The organism is Bradyrhizobium sp. ORS 278 (assembly GCF_000026145.1).
GTDB lineage: Bacteria > Pseudomonadota > Alphaproteobacteria > Rhizobiales > Xanthobacteraceae > Bradyrhizobium.
In genome coordinates this window covers 4234750-4256802 of record NC_009445.1, presented here as the reverse complement: position 1 = coordinate 4256802, position 22053 = coordinate 4234750, and the positions used below count along the sequence as shown (strand labels likewise).

Genomic DNA, 22053 nt, shown 5'->3' with positions numbered 1-22053 from the left:
CCATGGCAACACTGACACGGCAAGCCTATGCCGAGCTGTACGGTCCCACGAAAGGGGACCTCGTCCGGCTCGCCGACACCAGCCTGCTCGCCGAGATCGAACACGACTACACGACCTACGGCCATGAGCTCCTGGTCGGCGCCGGCAAGAACATCCGTGACGGCGAGGCCGTTGCCGCGCACCGGACGTCCACGCACAAGGTCCTCGACGTCGTCGTCAAGAACGCGACCATCGTCGACGCCGTCATCGGCATCGTGAAGGCCGACATCGGCATCCGCGACGGCCGCATCGTCGGCATCGGCAAGGCCGGCAATCCCGACATCATGCCGGACGTGCATCCCGACATGGTGGTCGGCCACACCACCGCGCCGATCGCCGGCGGTCCGTTCATCGTCACGGCGGGCGCGATCGAAAGCCACGCGCATCTGATCTCGCCGGAGCAGTCGGATCACGCGCTGGCCGGCGGCACCACGACGATGGTCGGCAACGGTTCGGGGCCGGTGTTCGACGTCGGCTCCGGATCGGGGCCGAACTTCGGCCATTTCCTCAAGTCGATCGAGTTCTCGCCGCTGAACTACGCGCTGTTCGGGCGCGGCGGCTCCGATCCAGCAGCTGTCGAGGAGGCCGTTGCGGCCGGCGGCATGTCGGTCAAGATCCACGAGGACTTTGGCGCGTCGCCCGACGTCATCGACAAGACCCTGATCGCGGCCGACCGCAACGATTTCGCGGTCCATCTCCACACCGATTCGATCAACGAATACGGCTTCTGCGAGGACACGATGGCGGCGGTCGATGGCCGCACCATCCACATGTACCACGTCGAGGGCGCCGGCGGCGGCCATGCGCCTGATCTCCTCAAGGTCGTGTCCTGGCCCAACGTCATTCCGTCCTCGACCAACCCGACCAATCCCTACACCTCCTATGGCATGGAGGAGGGCGTGCCGATGACGATGATCTGTCATCAGCTCAACTACAACGCGCCCGAGGATGTCATGTTCGGCGAAGCGCGGGTGCGCGCACAGTCGATGGCGGCGGAAGACTTTCTCCACGACATGGGCGCGATCTCGATCTTCGGCACGGACACGCAGGGCATGGGCCGGCTGGCCGAGAACGTCGCCAAATGCTGGCAGCTCGCCAGCGTGATGAAGGACCGCATCGGCCGGCTGCCGGAAGAGACCACCGCACGCGCCGACAATGAGCGCATCAAGCGCTACGTCGCCAAGCTCACGATCAATCCGGCGATTGCCGTCGGCATTAATCATGTCGTCGGCTCGATCGAGGTCGGCAAGATGGCCGATCTGGTGCTGTGGCCGCGCGCCTCGTTCGGGCTGAAGCCCTACATGGTGATCAAGAACGGCTTCCCGGTGTGGGCCGCGATGGGCGACGGCAATGGCAGCCTCGGTCTGTCCGAGCCGATGATCCAGAAGCGGATGTGGGGCGCGCTCGGCGCGGCGCCGCAGCGGCTCGGCGTCAACTTCATGTCCAAGCTCGCGGTCGACGCCAGGATCCGCGACAAGCTCGGACTCGGCCGCGAGACCGTGCAGATCAAGAACGTGCGCCGCCTGCGCAAGACCGACATGATCCGCAACGCGGCGATGCCGCAGGTCGAGGTCGATCCGCAGACCTTCGAGGTCCGCGCCGACGGCAAGCTGTTGATGTGTCCGCCCGCCACGACCGTGCCGCTCGCCAGGAGGTTCATGCTGCGATGAGCCGTCTCGCTCTCACCCGCGCCGATGCCCCGATGACCGCCGCGCGCGTCGGCATCGGCGGCCCTGTCGGCTCCGGCAAGACCGCGCTCGTCGAGCAGCTGATCCCGGCGCTGCAGGCGCGCGGCATCGACATCGCGGTCATCACCAACGATCTCGTCACCGCCGAGGATGCCGAGCGCGTGCGCCGCTCCGGCCTGATCGATCCTGAGCGCGTGTCGGCGGTCGAGGCGGGCGCCTGTCCGCACACCGTCATCCGCGAAGACCCGACGCTGAACATCGAGGCCGCCGACGAGCTGGAGCGCCGCTTTCCCGGCGTCGAGCTGATCTTGCTGGAGAGCGGCGGCGACAATCTCGCCTCGACCTTCTCGCGCGACCTCACCGATTTCTGGATGTTCGTGATCGACGTCGCTGGCGGCGACGACATCCCGCGCAAGCGCGGCCCCGGCGTGATCCGCGCCGATCTGCTGGTGATCAACAAGGTCGACCTCGCGCCTCACGTCGGCGTCGATCTCGCCCGCATGCAGCGCGAGGCCACCGACGTGCGCGGCGGCCGGCCGGTGTTGCTGACCAACTGCCGGCGCGGCGAGGGGATCGACGCGATCGTCGATCTGCTCGAACGCGAGGTGCTGTTCCGGACGTGAGCGATCTCAGCCCAGACAAGCCCCGGCTTGACCTGTCGTTCGTCCGCCGTGGCAGCCGCACCGTCATCGACCGGCGGCTGTTCGCCTGGCCGTTTGTGCTGACGCGCAGTTTCCACACCGACGCGGCGCGGCCGGATTGCCTCAGCGTCATCCTGCAAACCGGCAGCGGCGCCGTGCATGGCGAGGACCGGCTGACGCAGCGCCTCACGCTGCATGCGGGCGCGGCCGTGTGCGTGACCACGCAAGGCGCAACCTCGGTGCACCGCGCCGAACCGGGCGCGCGCGCCGTCGAGCATGTGCTGCTCCACGTCGAGGCGGGCGCATCGCTCGACTACCGACCCGAGCCGCGCATCCTGTTTCCTGACGCGGCGCTGTGCCAGGTGCTCGACCTGGAGTGCGCGGCCGATGCCGCGGCGCTCGTCACCGATGCGTTCACGATGCATGACCCGGACGGGCAGGGACGCCTGTTCCGCGAGCTCGATTCCAAGCTCATCGTGCGCCGGCAGGGCAAGGAGCCGCTGCTGATCGACCGCATGCATCTGCGCGATCCCGCGACCGCGCTGTTCAACGGCCGCCGTGCGTTCGGCTCAGCCGTGCTGATGCTGCCGCCGACGCACGACCGCGCCGCAATCCGTCTGCGCCTTGCCGACGCCTTCGCGCGCATCGATGATCTCTATGCGGCCGCGAGTCTGCTGCAAGATGGCGCCGGCATCGGCGTTCGGTTCGCCGCGCGCGAGGTCCGCCAACTGCGCGCCGGCTTCGACGCGGTCGCGGCCGTCGTTCGCGAGATCGATCTCGGCGCGCGCGCAGCTCAGGCGCCGAGGGCCGCCGCGACCGCGCGGCCGACGGCGGCGTGAGCGGCGTTGCGCTTCTCATCACTCGCCTTGGTTTCGGTCAGATAGCTCGTCACGATCACCGGCGCGCGCCCCGCCGGCCAGATCACCGCAACATCGTTGCTGCTGCCGTTCTCGCCGGAGCCGGTCTTGTCGCCGACGCGCCATGACGCGGGCAGGCCGGCGCGGAGCCTGGCCGCCCCGGTCTTGCAGCCGATCAGCCAGCCGTTCAGGACGTCGCGCGACGATGTCGACAACGCATTTCCGGTCGTCAGCTTCGCCAGGGTCTGCGCCATTGCGGCCGGCGTCGTGGTGTCGCGGGGATCATCTGGCACGCTTTCGTTCAGCGCGGGCTCGATGCGGTCGAGCCGGGTGATGGCGTCACCGAAGCCGCGGGTCGCGCGTGTGAGCCCAGCCGGGCCGTCAAGCGTGGCCAGCAGCAGGTTCGCTGCCGTGTTGTCGCTGAGCGTGACGGTCGCCTCGCAGAGTTCGCCGATCGAGAGGCCGGAGGTGCCGACATGCAGCTTGGTGACCGGCGCGTAGGACAGGATGTCGCCTTGCGTGATCGGAAGTCGCCGCGAGAGCTGCTCGGCACCGGCATCGACCTTGGTCAGGATCGCCGCCGCGAGCAGGGCCTTGAAGGTGCTGCACATCGGGAACCGCTCGTCGAGCCGGTGGCCGCTGAGTGCGCCGCTCGCGGTGTCCAGCAGGGCCACGCCGAGCCGCCCGGCGCTGTCGGCCTCGATGCCTGCGATGGTCTCCTGGAAGTCGGCAGCCAACGCCGGCTTCACGAACAGAGGTGCGAGCGCGAGCGGAAACACCTGCCGCCGTGTCACGAAGCTCATCGGACCTGCCTTGAACGTTACGCCGTCTCCAGATCGAAATCGGCCCACACCGGGACGTGATCGGACGGCTTCTCCCAAGCCCTGACATAGCTGTCGATGCCCACCTCGACCAGCCTGTCGCTGGCCTGCGGCGACAACAACAGGTGATCGATGCGAATCCCTGCGTTCTTCTGCCAGGCGCCGGCCTGGTAGTCCCAGAACGTGTACTGCCCCGGCGCGTCATTGACGGCGCGCAGCGCGTCGGTCAGCCCGAGGCCGAGCAGCGACTGAAAGCTTTCGCGTGTCTCGGGCCGGAACAGCGCGTCCTCGACCCAGGCCTCGGGATTGGAGACATCGGCCGCCGCGGGGATGACGTTGAAGTCGCCCGCGAGGATCAGCGGCTCCTCGGTCTTCAGCCGTTCACGCGCATAGTCACGAAGCCGCGACATCCATTTGAGCTTGTAGGGATATTTCTCGGTGTTTGGCGGGTTGCCGTTGGGCAGATAGAGGCAGGCGATGCGCACCACGCCGCTCTTGAGGCTGACCACGCCTTCGAGGAACCGCGCATGCACGTCCTCGGCGTCGCCGTCGAGCCCGGACTTGGTCTCGTCGAACGGCAGCTTCGACAGCAGCGCGACGCCGTTGAACGTCTTCTGCCCGTGGGTGACGACGTTGTAGCCGAGCGCTTCGATCTCCAGTCTGGGAAACGCGTCGTCGGTGCACTTGATCTCCTGCAGGCAGACGATGTCCGGCGAGCATTCCTTGAGCCAGGTCACGAGGTGCTCGATCCGTTGCCGGATCGAATTGACGTTCCAGGTGGCGATGCGCATCGGATGGTTCCAGGAAGCTCGGAGGGTTCGTCCGGTTAGATCAAGATGCGGCGCTCCGGGTCAAGGCGGTTGGCGGGGGGACTCACAGCCGCGCGCAACAATGCCATGCATGGTCTACCGTGGCGGCGGGCTGCCGGCCGGCGTATTCATCTTGCCGTCGCGATGCTGGTCCAGGAGACCACGACATCTGAGGAGATCATCATGGACCATCGACGTCTCGGCCATTCCGGCCTGCGCGTGCCCGCGCTCAGCTTCGGCACCGCCACCTTCGGCGGCGGCAACGACTTCTTCAAGGCCTGGGGCGCGACCGATACCGATGGCGCGAGCCGGCTGATCGACGTCTGCCTCGATCATGGCGTGTCGATGTTCGACAGCGCCGATGTGTATTCGAGCGGGCTTGCCGAGAGCATTCTCGGCCAGGCCATCAAAGGCAAGCGCAACCGGCTCCTGATCTCGACCAAGGGCACGTTTCCGAAGGGTGACGGTCCCAACGACTACGGCTCGTCGCGCCAGCATCTGATCGAGGCGGTGGAGGGCTCGCTCAAGCGCCTCGGCGTCGATCACATCGATCTCTATCAGCTGCACGGTCAGGACTACAACACGCCGGTCGAGGAGACGCTCTCGGCGCTCGACCAGCTCGTCCGCGACGGCAAGATCCGCTACATCGGCGGCTCGAATTTCTCCGGCTGGCACCTGATGAAGTCGCTGTCGGCCTCGGACCGCTACGGGTATCCGCGCTATGTCGCGCATCAGGCCTATTACTCGCTGCTCAACCGCGACTATGAGTGGGAGCTGATGCCGCTCGGCATCGACCAGGGCGTCGGCGCCGTCATCTGGAGCCCGCTCGGCTGGGGCAAGCTGACCGGCAAGATCCGCCGGGGCCAGCCGGCCAAGCCCGGCACCCGTGCCCACGACATCGCCGGCACCGGCCCGCAGTTCGAGGAGGAACGGCTGTATCGCGTGGTCGACGCGCTCGACGCCGTCGCCAAGCAAATCGGCAAGACCATTCCGCAGGTGGCGCTGAACTGGCTGCTGCAGCGCCCGACCGTGTCGACCATCATCGTCGGCGCCCGCGACGAGGCTCAACTGGTCGAGAACATCGGTGCCGTCGGCTGGAGCCTGACGGCGGAGCAGGTGGCATCGCTCGATGCCGCCAGCGACATTCCCGCCGCCTATCCGGTCTGGCACCAGCGCGGCTTCCCGATGCTGAACGAGCGGGGCTAGCAGATCGGCTTTGCAAGCGTCTGTGGATGCGTGGCGGCAGCGCCGCGCGTGCGGCGCTGATCCATTTGACGGCCGTCCAGCGCGAGCAGTAAACTCTCAGCTCGATCGTCACGTGGCCGCGCTCCGGTCATTCTGGAGCCGCCACAACGGGGGGCGTCGACCCCGGACCGATCGGCGGTTGAGCCTCACGACTGTGCCGGACCCGCAGTCTTCAATGTGACGATGTTTGGCTCACTAAGTCGTCCCGGCGAACCGCATCGGGGTTTCTGCTGCAACGATCGCGGTGCCAGTGAATGCGCCCTCTCCCCTTGCGGGAGAGGGCATGTAGGACAGCGCCGCGAGCTCGGTTGGGTGAGGGGTCTCTCTCCGCGAGCGACGAGCGTGGAGAGACCCCTCACCCAACCGCATCAGCGGATGGGCCGACGATGCCCTCTCCCACAAGGGGAGAGGGCGCTGTATCCGGCAGCTCGCTTGCTGCTCGAGGGAGAACCGAGATGCGTAGTGCCGTACCCACACTGCACCGCACTCAAATCGTCCATCCCTCCGCCGGATACGCCATCGCATCGGCGGGCAAAATCTCCGCCCCCAAGCCATTGCGAAACCGGCTGGCATAGAACGCCAGCGGCAGGCCGTCGCGATGCCGGCACCAGCGGACCTCGCCGATGAAAAGCGTGTGGTCTGCGATCTCCACCGCATTGACCACCTCGCAGCCGAATTGCGCGATCGCCTGCGGCAGCAGGAAGAAACCTTCGCGTGCCTCCAACGTGGGCGTGCCTTGCGCGAGCGGCGCCCCGGCAAAGTGCCTGCCGATCGCGACATCGTCCGCCGCGAGCACGTTGACCGCGTAGCGGCGCGTCGCGCTTACCGCCTGCCAGGTGCGGCCGCGCTTCAGCGAGACCAGCACCGTCGGCGGCTGCATCGAGACCGTGGTGAAGCTGTTGGCGGTCATGCCAACCGGCGCGCCGTCGTCACCGCTGCTCGTCACCACCGTGACGCCGGTGGAGAACCGCGAGGCCGCGGCGCGAAAACTCGCGGGGTCAGGATGATGGCTCATCAGCTTCTCCGTCTCACGCCGCAAGCGGCGTCCGCTCGTCGATCCAGGCATGGATGCGCCGGTCGCTCGCCAGCCGGTCCCATTGCCGCTCCGGATAGTTGAAATTGTCGGTGAACTCGTCGCAGAGCGTACGGTTCTGCGCCATCGTAAAGATCAGCCGGCCCATCGCCTCCGACGGCGGCTGCAGCATCAGATTGGTCCAGCGCGCCGCCGCGAGCACGCGGTTCTCGCGCGCGCGATCCACCGTCTCGACGAAGCGGTCGTCGAACGCGACGGCCTCGACGATCGCCTTTCCCAGCTCGAAGGCGGCATAGGAGGCCATGTTGGCGCCCTGGCCCATCATCGGATCGACCACCGAGTGCACATCGCCGAGTGCGATCGCGATTCTGCCGTCATCGAAGCTGACCGACGAGCGCCGCACGGTCGGCACCACGGCGCCTTGCAGCAGGTCCAGCGGCTGCAGATCGAAGCGGTGCGTGTCGATCTTGTTGTAGGTGTGCGGATGGTGCTTCTCAAGCTTGTCGAGCATGGTCTGCCGGAAGCCGGCGGGATCGGAATCGTAGTTCAGCGACACCAAATCGGCCATGTCCCCGCCGGGGATGTTTTCCATCAGCAGCGCCGTCTTCATGCCGCCGAAGGTGAGCGTCGGGATCACGATCATCTCGCCGTGCCCGGGCGACACCGACAGCGTCACGCCGCGCGGATCGTCGCCGTCGGGGCTGCCGTGGTCAACGCCGTCATAGAGGCCGACGCAGAGCAGCCGCTGCGGCTGGTTGTAGGGCGACAGCTCCGGCCGGTGGCTGAACATCCGCCCGAGCGCGCCCTTGCCGGTCGACACCACCAGCAGATCGAACCGCGCCACCAGCGCCGGAATGTCGTCATCCTGGATGCTGGCATATTCGATTGCGCCGCCGCGCTCCTCGAAGTCCTTCATCAGCGCCGGCAGATAAATCCGGTAGTCGACCGCGCGGCTCGGCTGCTTGAACGCGCCGCGGAAGAGCAGGGGGCTGCCCGGGAAATTGAAGACATGATCATGGTGGTAGTAGAAGACATCGGGATCGTCCCAATGGTTCACGCCGAGCTCGCTCTCGCGCGCCACCGTGATGCCGTGATGCGCCACGGTGTTCATCAGCCGCGTTGCAGCATACTGCTCCGGCTCGCGATCGGTCAGGACCGTCGCCCGGATGCCGTGCTTCTGCAGGTAGAGCGCGAGATGCAGTCCGCCGATGCCGGCGCCGACGATGCCAATCGACTTCTCCATGGGTCTCCCTCCGTGTGATTTTTTTGAGAGGCTAGACCACTCCTCCCGATCACGTATACGGAATGACAAGAATAAAACTCATTCCGGGGAGGAATGGATGGACCGGATCGACGCTTTGCAGACCTTCATCCGGGTCATGGAGGCCGGCAGCTTCACCCAAGCCGCGGCCGATCTCGGCCTCGGTCAGCCCGCGATCACCAAGCGCATCGCGCTCCTGGAGGAGCAGTTCGGCTGCCGCCTGTTCGTCCGCACCACCCGCAAGCTGCGCCCGACGCCTGAGGCCGATCGCGTTCTCAAGCTCGCCAAGGACATCGTGACCTTGTTCGAGAGCGCCGGCGTGCCGTCGCCAAGGCGCGTCGGTGCCCCCTCCGGCACCTTGCGCATGACGGTGCCGACCTCGTTCGGCCGCTATTTCTTCGCCGACATCTTTGCGGAGTACGGCCGCCGCTATCCCGATGTGCGGCTCGACATCCGCTTCACCGAGCAGGTCGTCGATCTCGTCGAGACCGGCACCGAGCTTGCCATCCGCATCGGCGTACTGTCATCGAGCTCGCTGGTCGCGCGCCGTGTCGGCACCGTCAAGCGGTTGCTGGCCGCCGCGCCATCGCTGCTCGCGCGGCATCGGCCGCCGCGTCTGCCGAACGATCTGCGCCAGCTACCCTGCGTGACCTATTCGCGGCTGTCGCCGAAGAATGAATGGAGCTTCGAGTCGGAGACCGGCCGACACGTCGTCGGCATCACGCCCACGCTCACCTGTGACGACGCAGACATCATGACTTTGGCCGCTCTCGAGGGCCTCGGCGCCGCCGTGCTGCCGGACTGGTGCGCCGTCGAGCACATCGCGTCGGGCAGGCTCATCCATCTGCTGCCCGACTACGACGTCCCCTCGCTGCCGCTTCACGTCGTTTATCCAGATCCACAATGGACGTCGCACCGGGCGCGCTTGTTTCGTGACCTGATCATCGAGCGCGCGGACGTCTTCGCGATCGGCGGATAACCAGGAGGGTGGGCAAGGCGCGCAGCGACGCGACAGCGTCGCGAGCACCGTGCCCACCGTCTCACCACGAACGTGCTGAACGATGGTGGGCACGGCGCGCGCGACCCCGCCACAAACTATGGCCTGCCACGCGCCTTTGCCCACCCTGCGTTTCCGCTATCTTCGTTCGCAGTGACGAGCATGGTAGTGTCGTGGCGAGGACGGGCGCAGCGCGAGGGAATGAGATATGCGGCTGGCGGTGATTTCTGACGTGCACGGCAACCTGCCGGCGCTGGAGGCTGTGCTCGCCGACATCAAGACGCGCGGCGTCGATGCGACCGTCAATCTCGGCGACTGCGTGACGAGCCCGCTGTGGCCGCGCGAGACCCTCGAGCTGCTGCAGTCGCTGTCGCTGCCCACCGTGCGCGGCAACCACGATCGCTGGATCGAGGAGCTTCCGGAGGAGAAGCTCTCGGCCGCCGGCCGCTTCGCGCGCGCCGCGCTGACGTCCGAGCAGCGCCGCGTGTTGCACGCCCTGCCGCCGCGACACACGCTGGAGCAGGGCATCCTCGCCGTCCACGGCACGCCCGACGACGACTGCGCGCTTCTGCTCGAAGAGATGCTCGACGACGGCCGTTATGTGCCGGCGCGCCGCGACGTGCTGGCGGCCCGTCTCGTCGATCTCGGTGGCGCCACCTTGGTGTTGTGCGGCCACAGCCATCGGCAGGCGATGGTTCAGGTGCCGCGCGGTCCACTGGTGGTCAATCCAGGGAGCGTGGGCTGTCCGGTGTTCGGCGACATTCCCATCGCAGCCCAGCTCGAATATCGCTCGCCGCATGCGCGCTATGCCGTGCTGACCGAGCGGCGCGGCCATTGGCAGGCCGAGCTGCTGGCGCTCGCCTATGACTGGGATCACGCCGCCGCACGCGCCACCGAGAATGGCTTTGTGCATTGGGCGGGTGCCTATGCCTCGGGCGCCGTGATCTGAATACTCATGAAAGACGGGAAGACGTCGGACTTTCCCGATGGGGAAGCAGACGTATCCGATCCGCCCACGGGAACTTTTCAGCCAACCGTTTCCACAATCGTCATGGCCGGGCTTGTCCCGGACAAGCCCGCTCATGACGGAGTCGGTCACGGACGGGATCGCCCGTCGCGACAATCCCGGATCTTCATAGTCCACTGCCCGTCGGCCAAATCGGTCTGCGCAACGGCGTGAGGGGGCGTGCATCGAGACGCGTTGCCGGCATCGCATGAGCTTGCGCGGGCCACGGATCTGGGCGGTCCTGACCAGGCGAAAGCGAGGGAAGGCGGTCGGTTCCGTAATTCTACGGGCGGGACAATTAACGCGGCTGAAGCCGCCGGTCAGGCATGGCAAGGGATCACAAGGAAGGTTCTGCGCGCTCATGAATTGGCCTGGGGATCCCGCGACCTCGAAGCGAGCCGGCAATGGCAGTCCGCTGGGGGCATTCTTCCTTTGGATCGGCGGTTTCAGCGCCATTGAAGAGCTCGATGACGACGCGCTCACCGAGCGCGATCGCCGGCGCATCCGTGCCCGGCAGATCGATGCCGTGGCGCGCCTCGTGCCGGTGACGATCGGCATCAATTTCGCCAACGCCGCCATCATCCTCGGCGTGTTCTGGAATATCGTTTCCAATGTCTTCCTCATCGCCTGGGGAACGGCGATCGTCGTGTCCGGCGGCATGGCGCTGCGCGGCTGGTGGCGCGCTCGCGAGTCGCGGCCGCAGGAGGCTTCCGAGCGCGCGATCCGGCGCATGATCGTGCAGGCGTTCTTTCTCGCTTGCATCTGGGGATCGCTCCCACTGATCGTGATGCCGCAGGTCGAGCCGCATCTGCAGATCATCGTCGGGTCGCTGATGACCGGAATGATCTCGGGCGGCGCATTCGCGATGTCGAGCGTCCCGCGCGGCGGGCTCGCCTACACCTGGACCCTGATGCTTTGCTCGGTCGGGGCGTTGTTCCTCTGCGGCGGCGCGACCTATCTCGTGCTCGTCGTCTTCCTCTGCCTCTATACCTCGTTCATGGTTCGTCATCTGGTGGCGCACGGCAACGTGTTCCTCGACAATCTGAAGGCGCAGATCCGCCACGAACGGCAGAACGAGACGATCTCGCTGCTCTTGAAGGAATTCCAGGAGAACGCAGCGAGCTGGCTGTGGCAGACCGATGCCGAGGGCCGCCTGATCGATGCGCCGCAGCGCTTCGCCGACGTGGCGCAGCTGCCACTCGATCAGCTCAAGGGCGAGCGTCTGATCGATACGCTGAAATATCTCTGCCCCACCGACACCGCGACGCTCAAGACCCTCGCCGATCGCATGGCGCAACGGCTCTCGATTCCGGAGATCCTGATCCATGTCGTGGTCGCGGGCGGCGAGCGCAGGCGGTGGGCGCTGACGGCCCGCCCGGCGCGCGATCACGAGGGCAAGTTTGCCGGCTATCGCGGCTTTGGCCGCGACGTCACCGAGCGTTGGCGCGCCGAGCAGGCGGAGGCCGAGAGCCGCGCCAAATCCGACTTCCTGGCGATGATGAGCCACGAGATCCGCACGCCGATGAACGGCGTTCTCGGCCTCGCCTCGACCCTGCTGGAAACCAAGCTCGACGATGAGCAGCGCCACGCGGTCATGACGATCCGCGAGTCCGGCGACAATCTGCAGCGCATCCTCAACGACATTCTCGATTTGTCGAAGCTCAACGCCGGCAAGCTCGAATTCGAAACGGTCGACTTCTCGCCGTCCGCGCTGGTGGAGGCGGTCACCGCGATCATCGGCGTCAACGCCAAGTCGAAGAGCCTCTTGGTCAATGCCGACATCGATCCGAAGCTGCCGCCGTCGCTGAAGGGCGACGTCGCGCGCATCCGCCAGGTCTTGATCAATCTCGCCTCGAACGCGGTGAAGTTCACCGAACGCGGCGGCGTGACCATCGCCGTGTCGTGCCGGACGCGCGATGATCACAAGGCCACGATCGAATGGCGCGTCTCCGACACCGGCATCGGCATTCCCGCGGATCGCGTCGGCAAGCTGTTCACGGATTTCGCGCAGGCCGACGCCTCGATCAACCGCCGCTTCGGCGGCACCGGGCTGGGGCTTGCGATCTCACGGCGCATCATCGAGCAGATGGGCGGCGCGATCGCGGTCTCATCCGTACAGGGCGAAGGCTCGACCTTCCGCTTCAGCCTGACCTTGCCGTGGAGCGACAAGCAGATCTCCGATCAGCGCGGCGACCGCGTCGGCGCTGGCGATCTCAAGGCGCGGATCGAGGCGCTGGGACGTCCGCTGCGCATCCTGATCGCCGAGGATGACGCCACCAACCGCATGGTGGTGTCGAAGATGCTGCAGGAATTTGCCGTCGACAAATGCATCGTGCCGGACGGTCTGCAGGCGGTGAACGCGGCTTCCGAGCAGGCGTTCGACCTGGTGTTGATGGACGTCCGCATGCCTGAGATGGACGGCATCACCGCGACGCGGACCATTCGTGCGAAGGGTGGACGGCTCGCCGAACTGCCGATCATCGCGCTCACCGCAAATGCCTTCCCCGACGACATCAAGCAGTGCCGAGAGGCGGGGATGACCGATTTCCTCGCCAAGCCGCTGCGCAAGCCGGCCATGGTGGCGGCGATGCTGAAGGCGATCGGCACGCCAGCTTCGACTGTCGAGGCGCCGCCGCTCGCGCCAGACGAGACGCCGGCCGCAACCGCCGAGGCCTGACGCGGAGGAGGGGAAATCGCGCTGGATCAGCGAGTACCGATGTCTCTCACCCCAAGCCGTCATTCCGGGGCAAACGTCCCATGCAGCGGCGCCGCAGCTGTGTGGGAAGATTGAACCCGCAATTTCGAAATGGCTGGAAAAGAATCCGAGCCGGCTCGAGATTCCGGGTTCAATGCCTTCGGCCTTGCTCCTGGAATGACGGTGGGCGTGGCGAGAAATCAGACCGAGAAGCTGGTGCCGCAGCCGCAGGAGGCGGTGGCGTTGGGATTGTTGATCCGGAACGAGGCGCCCATCAGGTCGTCGACGAAATCGACTTCCGAGCCGGCCAGGAACGGCACCGAGGCCGGATCGACCAGCACGACGGCCTTGTCGCGGGCGATCACCAGATCGTCCTCGGCCTTGGCGCGGTCGATGTCGAACTTGTACTGGAAGCCAGAGCAGCCGCCGCCCTCGACGGAGATGCGCAGCATCGCACCGGCGCTCTCCTTGCCGAGGATCTCGCCGATGCGGCGGGCGGCGCGCTCGCTGATGGTGACGGGGCCGGTCGAGGCATTGGTCATCGGAGCATCGGTCATCAAGGCATCGGTCATCGCGGAAGGTCTCCGAGTGCAAGTCATGCCCTATTCATTTGGTCTCGGGCGCTCCCCATAGTTAAGTGGGCCCGGTCGAGGAATCAAACCGCAAAAGGAACAATCGCCCGTGTCGGTCGGAATGGCTGCTCCCCGCGCTCCCTATTCCTGCGATCCCGACCGCAGCCGGGGCCGCCTGTTCGCCGAGCCGCCGTCGCGCACCCGCAGCCCGTTTCGCCGGGATTGCGACCGGGTGATCCACTCCACGGCCTTCCGCCGGCTGAAGCACAAGACGCAGGTGTTCGTCTTCCACGAAGGCGACCACTACCGCACCCGCCTGACCCATTCCCTGGAGGTCGCCCAGATCGCCCGCGCCCTGGCGCGCCAGCTCGGCCTCGACGAGGATCTGACGGAGACGCTGGCCCTGGCCCATGATCTCGGCCATCCGCCGTTCGGCCATGCCGGAGAGCGGGCGCTCAACCGCTGCATGGCGGACCATGGCGGCTTCGACCACAATGCCCAGACATTGCGCATCGTCACGGCGTTCGAGCAGCGCTATCCGGATTTCGATGGCCTGAACCTGACCTGGGAATCGCTCGAAGGCATCGTCAAGCACAACGGCCCGTTGCAGGGGCCGGTCCCCGCCGGGATTGCCGAGTTCAACGCGAGGTTCGACCTGGAGCTGTGGAGCTACGCCTCGCTCGAGGCACAGGTCGCAGCCCTCGCCGACGACATCGCCTATGATGCCCATGACATCGACGACGGGCTGCGTGCCGGCCTGTTCACGGTCGACGATCTCAAGGAGGTGCCGCTGCTCGCGGCCATCATTGCGGAGATCGACCGGCACTATCCGTCGCTCGACGATATCCGCCGCGGAGCGGAGCTGGTGCGCGAGCTGATTTCCTATCTGATCGCGGCCGTGGCCGGCGAGGCGGAGCGCCGAATCGAGCAGGCGAAGCCCGTCTCGCCGCATGACGTCAGGCGCCACGCCGGGCCGCTGGTGGCGTTTCCGGCGGATGTCGCCGAGCACGAAGCCACCATCAAGGCGTTCCTCTGGCAGCGGATGTATCGCCATGAGCGGGTGATGCGCGTGATGCGCGATGCCGAGCGGATCGTGGCCGACCTGTTCGGCCGCTATCAGCAGGACGGCGCGACCCTGCCGGCCGGCTGGCTCGATGGGTGCGGGGGAGAGGGCGAGCGGGCGCGCCGGATCAGCCACTTTATCGCCGGAATGACCGACCGTTTTGCGTTAACCGAACACCACCGGCTTTTTGACTCGACCCCGGATTTGCGTTAGGCGGCGGCATGGTTGAACAAGCGTCCACCCCCTATCTTTTTGCTGACATGCTGGCCCGCGTGCACGCCATCTGCGCCGCGCTGGCCAAGTCTGGCGGCTGGCCCGAAGGCATCGATTTTTCGCGCGTGGTGGTCGAGCCGCCGCGCGATCCGAGCCACGGCGACATGGCGACCAATGCCGCGATGGTGCTGGCCAAGGAGGCCAAGGCCAAGCCGCGCGATCTCGCCGAACAAATTGCCGAGCGGTTGCGCGCCGATGAGCTGGTGGCGAAGGTGGACGTCGCCGGTCCCGGCTTCATCAATCTCACCTTGCAGCCCTCCGTCTGGTCCAAGGCCCTCGCCACCATCCTGCGTGAAGGTGCCGCCTACGGCCGCGTCGCGCCCGTGCCGGGCGCGCCCAAGGTGAATGTCGAGTACGTCTCGGCGAACCCTACGGGACCGATGCATGTCGGCCACTGCCGCGGTGCCGTGTTCGGCGACGCGCTGTCGAGCCTGTTGCAGTTCGCAGGCCGCGACGTCACGCGCGAGTACTACATTAACGATGCCGGCGCGCAGGTCGACGTGCTCGCGCGCTCCGCGTATCTCCGCTATCGCGAGGCGCTCGGCGAGGACATCGGCGCGATCCCGGAAGGGCTCTATCCCGGCGACTATCTGAAGCCGGTCGGGCAGGCGCTCAAGACCGAGCACGGCGACAAGCTGAAGGCGATGCCTGACGCGCAGTGGCTGCCGATCGTGCGCGACAAGGCGATCGCGATGATGATGGACGAGATCAAGGATGATCTCGCCGCGCTCAACATCAGGCACGACGTGTTCTTCTCCGAGCGCTCGCTGATCACGGGCGGCAACAACAAGGTCGCCGAGACGATCGATTTCCTGCGTGAACGCGGTGACGTCTATGAAGGCCGCCTGCCGCCGCCCAAGGGTGCGCCGGTCGAGGACTGGGAGGACCGCGAGCAGCTGCTGTTCCGCGCCACCGCCTTTGGCGATGACGTCGATCGTCCGCTGATCAAGTCGGACGGGAGCTACACCTATTTCGCCTCCGACATTGCCAACCACCGGCACAAGTTCGAGCGCGGCTTTGCCGATCTCATCGACGTGTTCGGCGCCGATCATGGCGGCTATATCAAGCGCATGCAGGCCGCGGTGAAGGCGGTGACCGCGGCGCAGGCTACGCTCGACGTCAAGGTCGTGCAGCTCGTGAAGCTGCTGCGCAATGGCGAGCCGGTGAAGATGTCCAAGCGCTCCGGCGACTTCGTCACCTTGCGCGAAGTTGTTGATGAAGTAGGGCGCGATGCGGTCCGTTTCATGATGCTTTATCGCAAAAATGATGCGGTGCTCGATTTCGACCTCGCCAAGGTCATAGAGCAGTCGAAGGACAATCCCGTCTTCTACGTCCAATACGGGCACGCACGCGGGCATTCGATCTTCCGTAACGCCCGGGAGAGCTTGCCGGAACTGCCTGAGGAGGAGGGGGCGCGGATCGCCTTCCTGCGCGAGGCGAAGCTGGAAAGACTCGCCGACTCGGCCGAACACGACCTCTTGAAACGGCTGGCGCTGTACCCACGTACGGTGGAAAGCGCGGCGATGGCCCATGAGCCCCACCGGATCGCCTTCTACCTCTATGAACTTGCAAGCGAATTTCACGCCCTCTGGACGCGGGGCCGGGATTTGCCCTATTTACGCTTCATTATCGATGATGATGCAGAATTGACCAAGGCACGTTTGGCCATGGTTCAGGGCGTCGTCTCGGTTCTGGCGTCGGGACTTGCGATCTTGGGCGTTAATGCTCCTGATGCAATGCGCTGATTGGGGGAAACACGCGACTTCAGTTGGGGGCCTCAATCTGGCAGGGTCCGCCTTAGGACGCATATGCGGCTCACCCGCAGGGACGCTTCATCACGATGGCTGATCGTTACCAGGACAGACCCTTTCCCGCTGATGGTTTTGGCCGCGGTGGAAACCAGCAGGCCGATGCCGATCCGCTCGCCGAGCTCGCCCGCCTGATCGGGCAGAACGATCCTTTTGCCGCATCAGGCCGGGGAACCCCGCAGCCCCAGCAGCGGCCGATGGCCCGCCCCGCGGCACCTGCTCCGGAACAGGCCGCCGCCGGCATGCCGCCGGCCGGTGCTCCGGCGTGGATGCAGCGTGCCCAGCCCGCGGCGGCCAACCCATTTGCCGACATGGGGCGCGAGCCGCCGCAGCCGGCACCCGTTCCTCCGCCGTTTCCCGCGGGCTTCCAGGATCCGCGCGGTCAGCCAGGCTTCCCCGAGCAGGATTTCGCGCCCGCCGCGCCGCGGCAGCAGCCCGGTTTTCCGAACCCCGAATTTGCCGACCAGTTGTCCAAGCTCGACTACAGCGTGGGCGATTCGCGCCACGGCTTTGCCGAGAACGATCGCGATTACAACCGCGATGGCTTTGATGACAACGGGCAGGACTCCTCGCGCTACGACGATGCGCTGTTCGGCCAGATGGGCGGGGACCAGCAGGGTTTTCAAGGCGATAACGACTTCCAGGACGGTCAATACGGCTATCAGGACGGCTACGACGAGGGCGAGGAAGAGGAGCGGCCGCGGCGGCGCGGCGGCATGAGCACCGTGCTCGCGGTGCTGACCCTTGCGGTGGTCGGAACCGGCGGCGCCTATGGCTACAAGACCTACATCTCCTCCAGCCGCACGGGTGAGCCGCCGATCATCCGCGCTGATAACAGCCCGACCAAGATCATGGCGCAGCAGGACACGACACCGAAGGTGCCGGACCGGCTGCTTGGCAATGATGGCGGCGAGAAGTTGGTGTCCCGAGAGGAGGCACCGATGGATCTCAACACCACCCGTAGCGGCAGTCCGCGCGTGGTGTTTCCGCAGATGAACCAGAACGGCGGGACTCCGCCGGCCGCTGCCCCGAGCGTGACGCCGGCGCAGATCGCCAACGCCAACGGGATCCTGCCCAACAGCGATCCGCGGCCGATCAAGACACTGTCGGTCACCGGCGGCAACCAGGGCGCCGCAGCTGACCCGGCTGCCATGCCGCCGGCCAATCCGCCGCCGGCCAAGCAGGCGAAGGGCAAGAAGTCGCCGGCCAACGCGAATGCCTCTGCGGCTACCGACACCCCGATGCCGCTGACCTCGCAGGCTGCGCCCGCCGCAGCGCCGGCCCGCATCGCGGCTGCCGTTCCGGTCACCGAACAGACCAGCAGCGGCACCACGGGCGGCTATCTGGTCTCGATCTCGTCGCAGGCCAGTGAGGCTGAGGCGATGTCGTCTTACAAGGCGGTGCAGGACAAGTACGGCGCGGTGCTCGGCAAATACGAGCCGATCATCAAGCGGACGGATCTGGGCGACAAGGGTGGTGTCAAGTATCGCGCGGCTGTCGGTCCCTTCGCGACGAGGGAGGAGGCCAACAAGATGTGCGGAACGTTGAAAACCGCCGGCGGACAGTGTTTCCTGTTTAGCAATAATTAAGGCTCGCTTGACCGCCCCCGAGACGGGGTCTATGCGGCCCGCATGACCATGCGGGCTTTCATTACCGGCATTTCCGGCCCGGACCTCACCGAGGCCGAGCGCGCCTTCATCCGCGACGCGAAGCCCTGGGGCTTCATCCTGTTCAAGCGCAACGTCCAGTCACCCACCCAAGTGACTGCTCTCGTTAAGGATTTGAGGAGTTGCGCCGGCCGCGCCGACGCCCCGGTCCTGATCGATCAGGAGGGCGGCCGGGTGCAGCGGCTGGGGCCGCCGCACTGGCCGGCATACCCGGCAGGCGCCGTCTTCGACCGCCTTTACGACCTTGATTCGGCCTTGGGCCTGCGCGCCGCCTGGCTCAGCGCCCGCCTGATCGCCGACGATCTGACCCAGCTCGGGATCACCGTCGACTGCCTGCCGCTGGCCGACGTGCCCATCGCCGGCGCGGATGCGGTGATCGGAGATCGGGCCTATGGCACGACGCCGCACAAGGTGGCGGCCATTGCGAGGGCGGTGACGGAGGGGCTGGCGGAGGGCGGCGTGCTGCCGGTGCTCAAGCACATCCCCGGCCACGGCCGGGCCACCGCCGACAGCCACCACCGGCTGCCCGCGGTCGACACCCCGGAAACCGAGCTCGACGCCACCGATTTCGCCGCCTTCCGGCCGCTTGCCGACCTGCCGATGGCCATGACTGCACATGTTGTGTTTAGCGCCATCGACGCCGCCCATCCTGCCACGACTTCTGCGACAATGATCCAGCGGGTGATTCGCGAACGGATCGGGTTCCAAGGTTTGTTGATGAGTGATGACGTGTCCATGAACGCTTTGGCCGGAACGATCGCCGAGCGCACGCGCGCGATCGTCGCGGCCGGCTGCGACATGGTTCTGCATTGCAACGGCAAGCTCGACGAGATGCAGGCCGTCGCGGCCGACACGCCGGAGCTTGCCGGTCAGGCTCTGATCCGCGCCAATCGCGCGCTTGCGGCGCGCAAGGCACCCCAAGGGATCGACCGCAGCGCATTCAGCGCCGAGCTCGATGGCCTGATCAACCGGCTGGGACCCGCGAGCGCATGACCGCTGAAATTCTGTCGTTTGAAACCGGCCGTCCCACGACGGAGCTGGCCGAAGCCGAGCCGGCATTGGTCGTCGACGTCGAGGGCTATGAAGGCCCGCTCGACCTGCTGCTCGCGCTGGCGCGGCAGCAGAAGGTCGACCTTGCCAAGATCTCCATCCTGGCGCTTGCCGACCAGTACCTGCAGTTCATCGAAGCCGCGCGCAAGATCAGGCTCGAGCTCGCCGCCGACTATCTCGTGATGGCGGCCTGGCTCGCCTTCCTGAAGTCGCGCCTGCTGCTGCCGGAGCCACCGGCCCAGGAGGGGCCGAGCGCCGAGGAGATGGCGACCGCGCTCGCCAACCGGCTGCGCCGGCTGGAGGCAATCCGCGAGGCCGCCAACCGCCTGATGAACCGGCCGCAGTTCCAGCGCGACGTGTTCCCGCGCGGCAATCCGGAGGCGATCGCCGAGGTCCGGAAGCCGAAATTCACGGCGACGCTGTTCGACCTGCTCTCGGCCTACGCCATCCAGCGCCAGGCGCGGGTTGTGACATCGGTGCACATGGCCAAGCGCACCGTCTGGTCGCTCGCCGAGGCGCGCGCGACGCTCGAGCGGCTGGTCGGCATGACCGAGGTCTCCGACGACTGGGGATGCCTCGACGACTACCTGCTGAGCTACGTCCCCGAGCCCACGCAAAAGGCCACCGTCTTCGCCTCGAGCTTCGCGGCCGTGCTCGAGCTGGTCCGCGAAGGCAAGCTCGAGTTGAACCAGAAGCAGGCGTTCGCGCCGCTGTATTTTCGGAAGCGTCCACCGAACCAGCCCGGCGCGATGGCTGCGCCGGACTTGACGGTTGAGTAACGAAGAAGGAGACCCTGCCATGGCTAGCTTGGCGGAACTGCGCATGGAAGAGCCCGACGAGATCGCGACGAGCGAGCCCGAGGTGCGCCCCGAAGCGTTGCGCATCCTGGAAGCCCTTCTGTTTGCCTCGGCCGAGCCGCTGGAGCAGGCCACGCTTGCCAAGCGTATGCCTGATGGTGTCGACATCAAGGCCGCGCTGGCGCAACTGCAGGCGGATTACGCCAATCGCGGCGTGAATCTCGTACGCGTCGCCAACAAATGGAGCTTCCGCACCGCCGGCGATCTCGCCTGGCTGATGACGCGCGAGAGCACCGAGACGCGCAAGCTGTCGCGGGCGGCCATCGAGGTGCTGGCGATCGTCGCCTACCACCAGCCGGTGACGCGCGCCGAAATCGAAGAGATCCGCGGCGTGGTGACGTCAAAGGGCACCCTCGACGTTCTCCTGGAGACCGGCTGGATTAAGCCGCGCGGCCGCCGCAAAACCCCGGGTCGGCCGCTCACCTTCGGTACGACGGATGCGTTCCTCACCCAGTTCAGCCTGGAAACCCTGGGCGATCTGCCGGGTCTCGAAGAGCTGAAAGGCACGGGCCTGCTGGATTCGCGGCTGCCCACCGGCTTCACCGTCCCAACGCCATCGGATGATCCGACCTTGCGTGAGGACGAGGAGCCACTGGATCCGGGTGATCTCGATCTGGCGCTGGCACCGGCGGTCGAGGCTGAGGCGGGTGAGGCGGACGCCGCCGAGGCGGAGGCATCCGAGGACGAGCCGGCCGTCGCCGGGACGAGCCTGGTCGAAAGCGGTGTGATCGAAACGCTGGCCGGTACGGGCGAGGCGGACGTCGGAGAGGCCGAGGCTGCCGTTCTGGATGACGAACACGCGTCGCGGCTCGCCGTCGGCGATCTGACGATCTCGGACACGCAGGCGGACGCCGACGCAGCAAGCCTCGAGGTCGAGGAGCTCGAGGACGAGGAACTCGTCGAGCAGATGGAGGACGAGGAGCTCGCCGCCGAGCAGGACGGCGAGACCGTCGCCGAATTGGCCGGGGTTTCTGCCGAGGACGAGACGGAGTTCGATGTCGCCGAGGTCGAGTCCGACGAGGTTGAGTCCGACGAGCACGACCGCGATACCGACGACGATGGCTCCGAGCACCGGGAGGGGTAACGGCCCGCGCGGCCGTTAACACTCGCGTTATTACGTAGCTCCGGCCGCGATTTGGCGGAGCCGAAGTGCTTGTTTTTGCGGGCGCCGACGCCTACCTTCCGCCCAGATCGGGCTGCCTGCGCCCCGTTTCTGGCTCCGCCGCAATGTGTTCGTCTTGCCGTTTCGCAGTCGAATGCTAGAAGCGAAGTGTCGCGGGCAAGTCCATGGATTTGGCGCGGTTTCGGCGGTAGCGTCGACGGGCAGTCGGGTGAAGGCTGCGCCGGTGTTTGGAGGGTTGCAGGATGGGTTCGCTTAGCATTTGGCACTGGATCGTGGTGATCGCGGTCGTCCTGCTGTTGTTCGGGCGCGGCAAGATCTCCGACCTGATGGGCGACGTCGCGCAGGGAATCAAGGCCTTCAAGAAGGGCATGCAGGACGACGACAAGGCGCCGGAGAAGACCGAGCCGGTCAAGTCGATCGATCACGGCGCGACGCCGTCGGCCACCCGCACGGACGTTGGCAGCAAGGCCGTTTGATCTGCTGTTGATGCGGCGCGGGCGGCGCGCGCTCCCGCAACTGCGGACCTGCTCGGATGGAGCAGGGCGGGA

Annotated in this window: 19 protein-coding genes; 14 read left to right on the top strand and 5 right to left on the bottom strand. The window is 66.5% G+C overall.

The window, feature by feature from the left end; genetic code table 11:
- The first annotated feature begins 2 nt into the window (after positions 1–2).
- From ureC to BRADO_RS18925, 3 genes are read left to right on the top strand one after another with little or no spacing between them, the layout of a single operon-like run.
- The gene (ureC, locus tag BRADO_RS18935) at positions 3–1709 is read left to right on the top strand and encodes an urease subunit alpha (RefSeq protein WP_011926951.1); all 1707 of its coding nucleotides are present in this window, start codon (positions 3–5) and stop codon (positions 1707–1709) included.
- Positions 1706–2350: an urease accessory protein UreG gene (gene ureG / locus BRADO_RS18930; RefSeq protein WP_041756716.1), complete on the top strand. Its 645-nt coding sequence runs from the start codon at positions 1706–1708 to the stop codon at positions 2348–2350. The genes ureC and ureG overlap by 4 nt, the downstream gene beginning before the upstream one ends.
- Complete coding sequence (locus tag BRADO_RS18925; RefSeq protein WP_011926949.1) at positions 2347–3207, top strand: urease accessory protein UreD; 861 nt, start codon at positions 2347–2349, stop codon at positions 3205–3207. Before ureG ends, BRADO_RS18925 begins: the two co-directional genes overlap by 4 nt.
- Here the strand turns inward: BRADO_RS18925 and bla are convergent.
- Entirely contained in the window at positions 3162–4028 is an 867-nt protein-coding gene (gene bla, locus BRADO_RS18920; protein ID WP_041756715.1) for a class A beta-lactamase, read from the bottom strand. The two genes, BRADO_RS18925 and bla, sit on opposite strands and share 46 nt — an antisense overlap.
- A 17-nt stretch (positions 4029–4045) precedes the next feature.
- On the bottom strand, positions 4046–4837 hold the full coding sequence (gene xth / locus BRADO_RS18915) for an exodeoxyribonuclease III (protein ID WP_011926947.1): 792 nt from the start codon (positions 4835–4837) through the stop codon (positions 4046–4048).
- A 201-nt stretch (positions 4838–5038) separates the two neighbouring features.
- Between xth and BRADO_RS18910 the strand changes: the two genes are divergently transcribed.
- Entirely contained in the window at positions 5039–6061 is a 1023-nt protein-coding gene (locus BRADO_RS18910; protein ID WP_041757603.1) for an aldo/keto reductase, read from the top strand.
- A gap of 526 nt (positions 6062–6587) precedes the next feature.
- Here the strand turns inward: BRADO_RS18910 and BRADO_RS18905 are convergent.
- Together BRADO_RS18905 and styA are read right to left on the bottom strand one after the other, a co-directional pair.
- On the bottom strand, positions 6588–7115 hold the full coding sequence (locus tag BRADO_RS18905) for a flavin reductase family protein (protein WP_011926945.1): 528 nt from the start codon (positions 7113–7115) through the stop codon (positions 6588–6590).
- A 13-nt stretch (positions 7116–7128) separates the two neighbouring features.
- A complete protein-coding gene (gene styA / locus BRADO_RS18900) occupies positions 7129–8376 on the bottom strand; it encodes a styrene monooxygenase subunit StyA (protein ID WP_011926944.1) in 1248 nt (415 codons plus the stop codon).
- A gap of 97 nt (positions 8377–8473) precedes the next feature.
- Between styA and BRADO_RS18895 the strand changes: the two genes are divergently transcribed.
- The 3 genes from BRADO_RS18895 (at position 8474) to BRADO_RS18885 (ending at position 13074) form a co-directional block, all read left to right on the top strand.
- Positions 8474–9373, top strand: a complete 900-nt coding sequence (locus BRADO_RS18895) for a LysR family transcriptional regulator (protein ID WP_011926943.1) — start codon at positions 8474–8476, stop codon at positions 9371–9373.
- Between the two features lie 226 nt (positions 9374–9599).
- Entirely contained in the window at positions 9600–10340 is a 741-nt protein-coding gene (locus BRADO_RS18890) for a metallophosphoesterase (RefSeq protein WP_011926942.1), read from the top strand.
- Between the two features lie 418 nt (positions 10341–10758).
- Positions 10759–13074: a PAS domain-containing sensor histidine kinase gene (locus BRADO_RS18885; protein WP_011926941.1), complete on the top strand. Its 2316-nt coding sequence runs from the start codon at positions 10759–10761 to the stop codon at positions 13072–13074.
- Positions 13075–13292: 218 nt separating this feature from the next.
- Here the strand turns inward: BRADO_RS18885 and erpA are convergent, their stop codons facing one another.
- Positions 13293–13634 (bottom strand): iron-sulfur cluster insertion protein ErpA, encoded by a 342-nt coding sequence (gene erpA, locus BRADO_RS18880; RefSeq protein WP_011926940.1) that lies wholly within the window; start codon positions 13632–13634, stop codon positions 13293–13295.
- A gap of 139 nt (positions 13635–13773) precedes the next feature.
- Between erpA and BRADO_RS18875 the strand changes: the two genes are divergently transcribed.
- From BRADO_RS18875 to BRADO_RS18845, 7 genes are all read left to right on the top strand, one after another.
- The gene (locus tag BRADO_RS18875) at positions 13774–14940 is read left to right on the top strand and encodes a deoxyguanosinetriphosphate triphosphohydrolase (RefSeq protein WP_011926938.1); all 1167 of its coding nucleotides are present in this window, start codon (positions 13774–13776) and stop codon (positions 14938–14940) included.
- 8 nt (positions 14941–14948) lie between these two features.
- Entirely contained in the window at positions 14949–16745 is a 1797-nt protein-coding gene (gene argS, locus BRADO_RS18870) for an arginine--tRNA ligase (protein ID WP_011926937.1), read from the top strand.
- Between the two features lie 95 nt (positions 16746–16840).
- Positions 16841–18397, top strand: coding sequence for an SPOR domain-containing protein (locus tag BRADO_RS18865; protein WP_011926936.1), 1557 nt, complete (start codon positions 16841–16843; stop codon positions 18395–18397).
- A gap of 42 nt (positions 18398–18439) precedes the next feature.
- On the top strand, positions 18440–19468 hold the full coding sequence (gene nagZ / locus BRADO_RS18860) for a beta-N-acetylhexosaminidase (RefSeq protein WP_011926935.1): 1029 nt from the start codon (positions 18440–18442) through the stop codon (positions 19466–19468).
- Complete coding sequence (locus BRADO_RS18855; protein ID WP_011926934.1) at positions 19465–20304, top strand: ScpA family protein; 840 nt, start codon at positions 19465–19467, stop codon at positions 20302–20304. Before nagZ ends, BRADO_RS18855 begins: the two co-directional genes overlap by 4 nt.
- A gap of 19 nt (positions 20305–20323) precedes the next feature.
- The gene (scpB, locus tag BRADO_RS18850) at positions 20324–21466 is read left to right on the top strand and encodes an SMC-Scp complex subunit ScpB (protein WP_041756711.1); all 1143 of its coding nucleotides are present in this window, start codon (positions 20324–20326) and stop codon (positions 21464–21466) included.
- Between the two features lie 281 nt (positions 21467–21747).
- Entirely contained in the window at positions 21748–21981 is a 234-nt protein-coding gene (locus BRADO_RS18845) for a twin-arginine translocase TatA/TatE family subunit (RefSeq protein WP_006614346.1), read from the top strand.
- Positions 21982–22053 lie beyond the last annotated feature (72 nt).

Bases quoted from the DNA above. Each gene is read 5' to 3' on its own strand.
- BRADO_RS18885 (WP_011926941.1), top strand. From the start codon at position 10,759: ATGAATTGGCCTGGGGATCCCGCGACCTCGAAGCGAGCCGGCAATGGC.
- scpB (WP_041756711.1), top strand. From the start codon at position 20,324: ATGGCTAGCTTGGCGGAACTGCGCATGGAAGAGCCCGACGAGATCGCG.
- nagZ (WP_011926935.1), top strand. From the start codon at position 18,440: ATGACCATGCGGGCTTTCATTACCGGCATTTCCGGCCCGGACCTCACC.
- argS (WP_011926937.1), top strand. From the start codon at position 14,949: ATGGTTGAACAAGCGTCCACCCCCTATCTTTTTGCTGACATGCTGGCC.
- BRADO_RS18855 (WP_011926934.1), top strand. From the start codon at position 19,465: ATGACCGCTGAAATTCTGTCGTTTGAAACCGGCCGTCCCACGACGGAG.
- erpA (WP_011926940.1), bottom strand. From the start codon at position 13,634: ATGACCAATGCCTCGACCGGCCCCGTCACCATCAGCGAGCGCGCCGCC.
- BRADO_RS18910 (WP_041757603.1), top strand. From the start codon at position 5,039: ATGGACCATCGACGTCTCGGCCATTCCGGCCTGCGCGTGCCCGCGCTC.
- ureG (WP_041756716.1), top strand. From the start codon at position 1,706: ATGAGCCGTCTCGCTCTCACCCGCGCCGATGCCCCGATGACCGCCGCG.
- ureC (WP_011926951.1), top strand. From the start codon at position 3: ATGGCAACACTGACACGGCAAGCCTATGCCGAGCTGTACGGTCCCACG.
- xth (WP_011926947.1), bottom strand. From the start codon at position 4,837: ATGCGCATCGCCACCTGGAACGTCAATTCGATCCGGCAACGGATCGAG.
- BRADO_RS18895 (WP_011926943.1), top strand. From the start codon at position 8,474: ATGGACCGGATCGACGCTTTGCAGACCTTCATCCGGGTCATGGAGGCC.
- BRADO_RS18845 (WP_006614346.1), top strand. From the start codon at position 21,748: ATGGGTTCGCTTAGCATTTGGCACTGGATCGTGGTGATCGCGGTCGTC.
- styA (WP_011926944.1), bottom strand. From the start codon at position 8,376: ATGGAGAAGTCGATTGGCATCGTCGGCGCCGGCATCGGCGGACTGCAT.
- bla (WP_041756715.1), bottom strand. From the start codon at position 4,028: ATGAGCTTCGTGACACGGCGGCAGGTGTTTCCGCTCGCGCTCGCACCT.
- BRADO_RS18890 (WP_011926942.1), top strand. From the start codon at position 9,600: ATGCGGCTGGCGGTGATTTCTGACGTGCACGGCAACCTGCCGGCGCTG.
- BRADO_RS18905 (WP_011926945.1), bottom strand. From the start codon at position 7,115: ATGAGCCATCATCCTGACCCCGCGAGTTTTCGCGCCGCGGCCTCGCGG.
- BRADO_RS18865 (WP_011926936.1), top strand. From the start codon at position 16,841: ATGGCTGATCGTTACCAGGACAGACCCTTTCCCGCTGATGGTTTTGGC.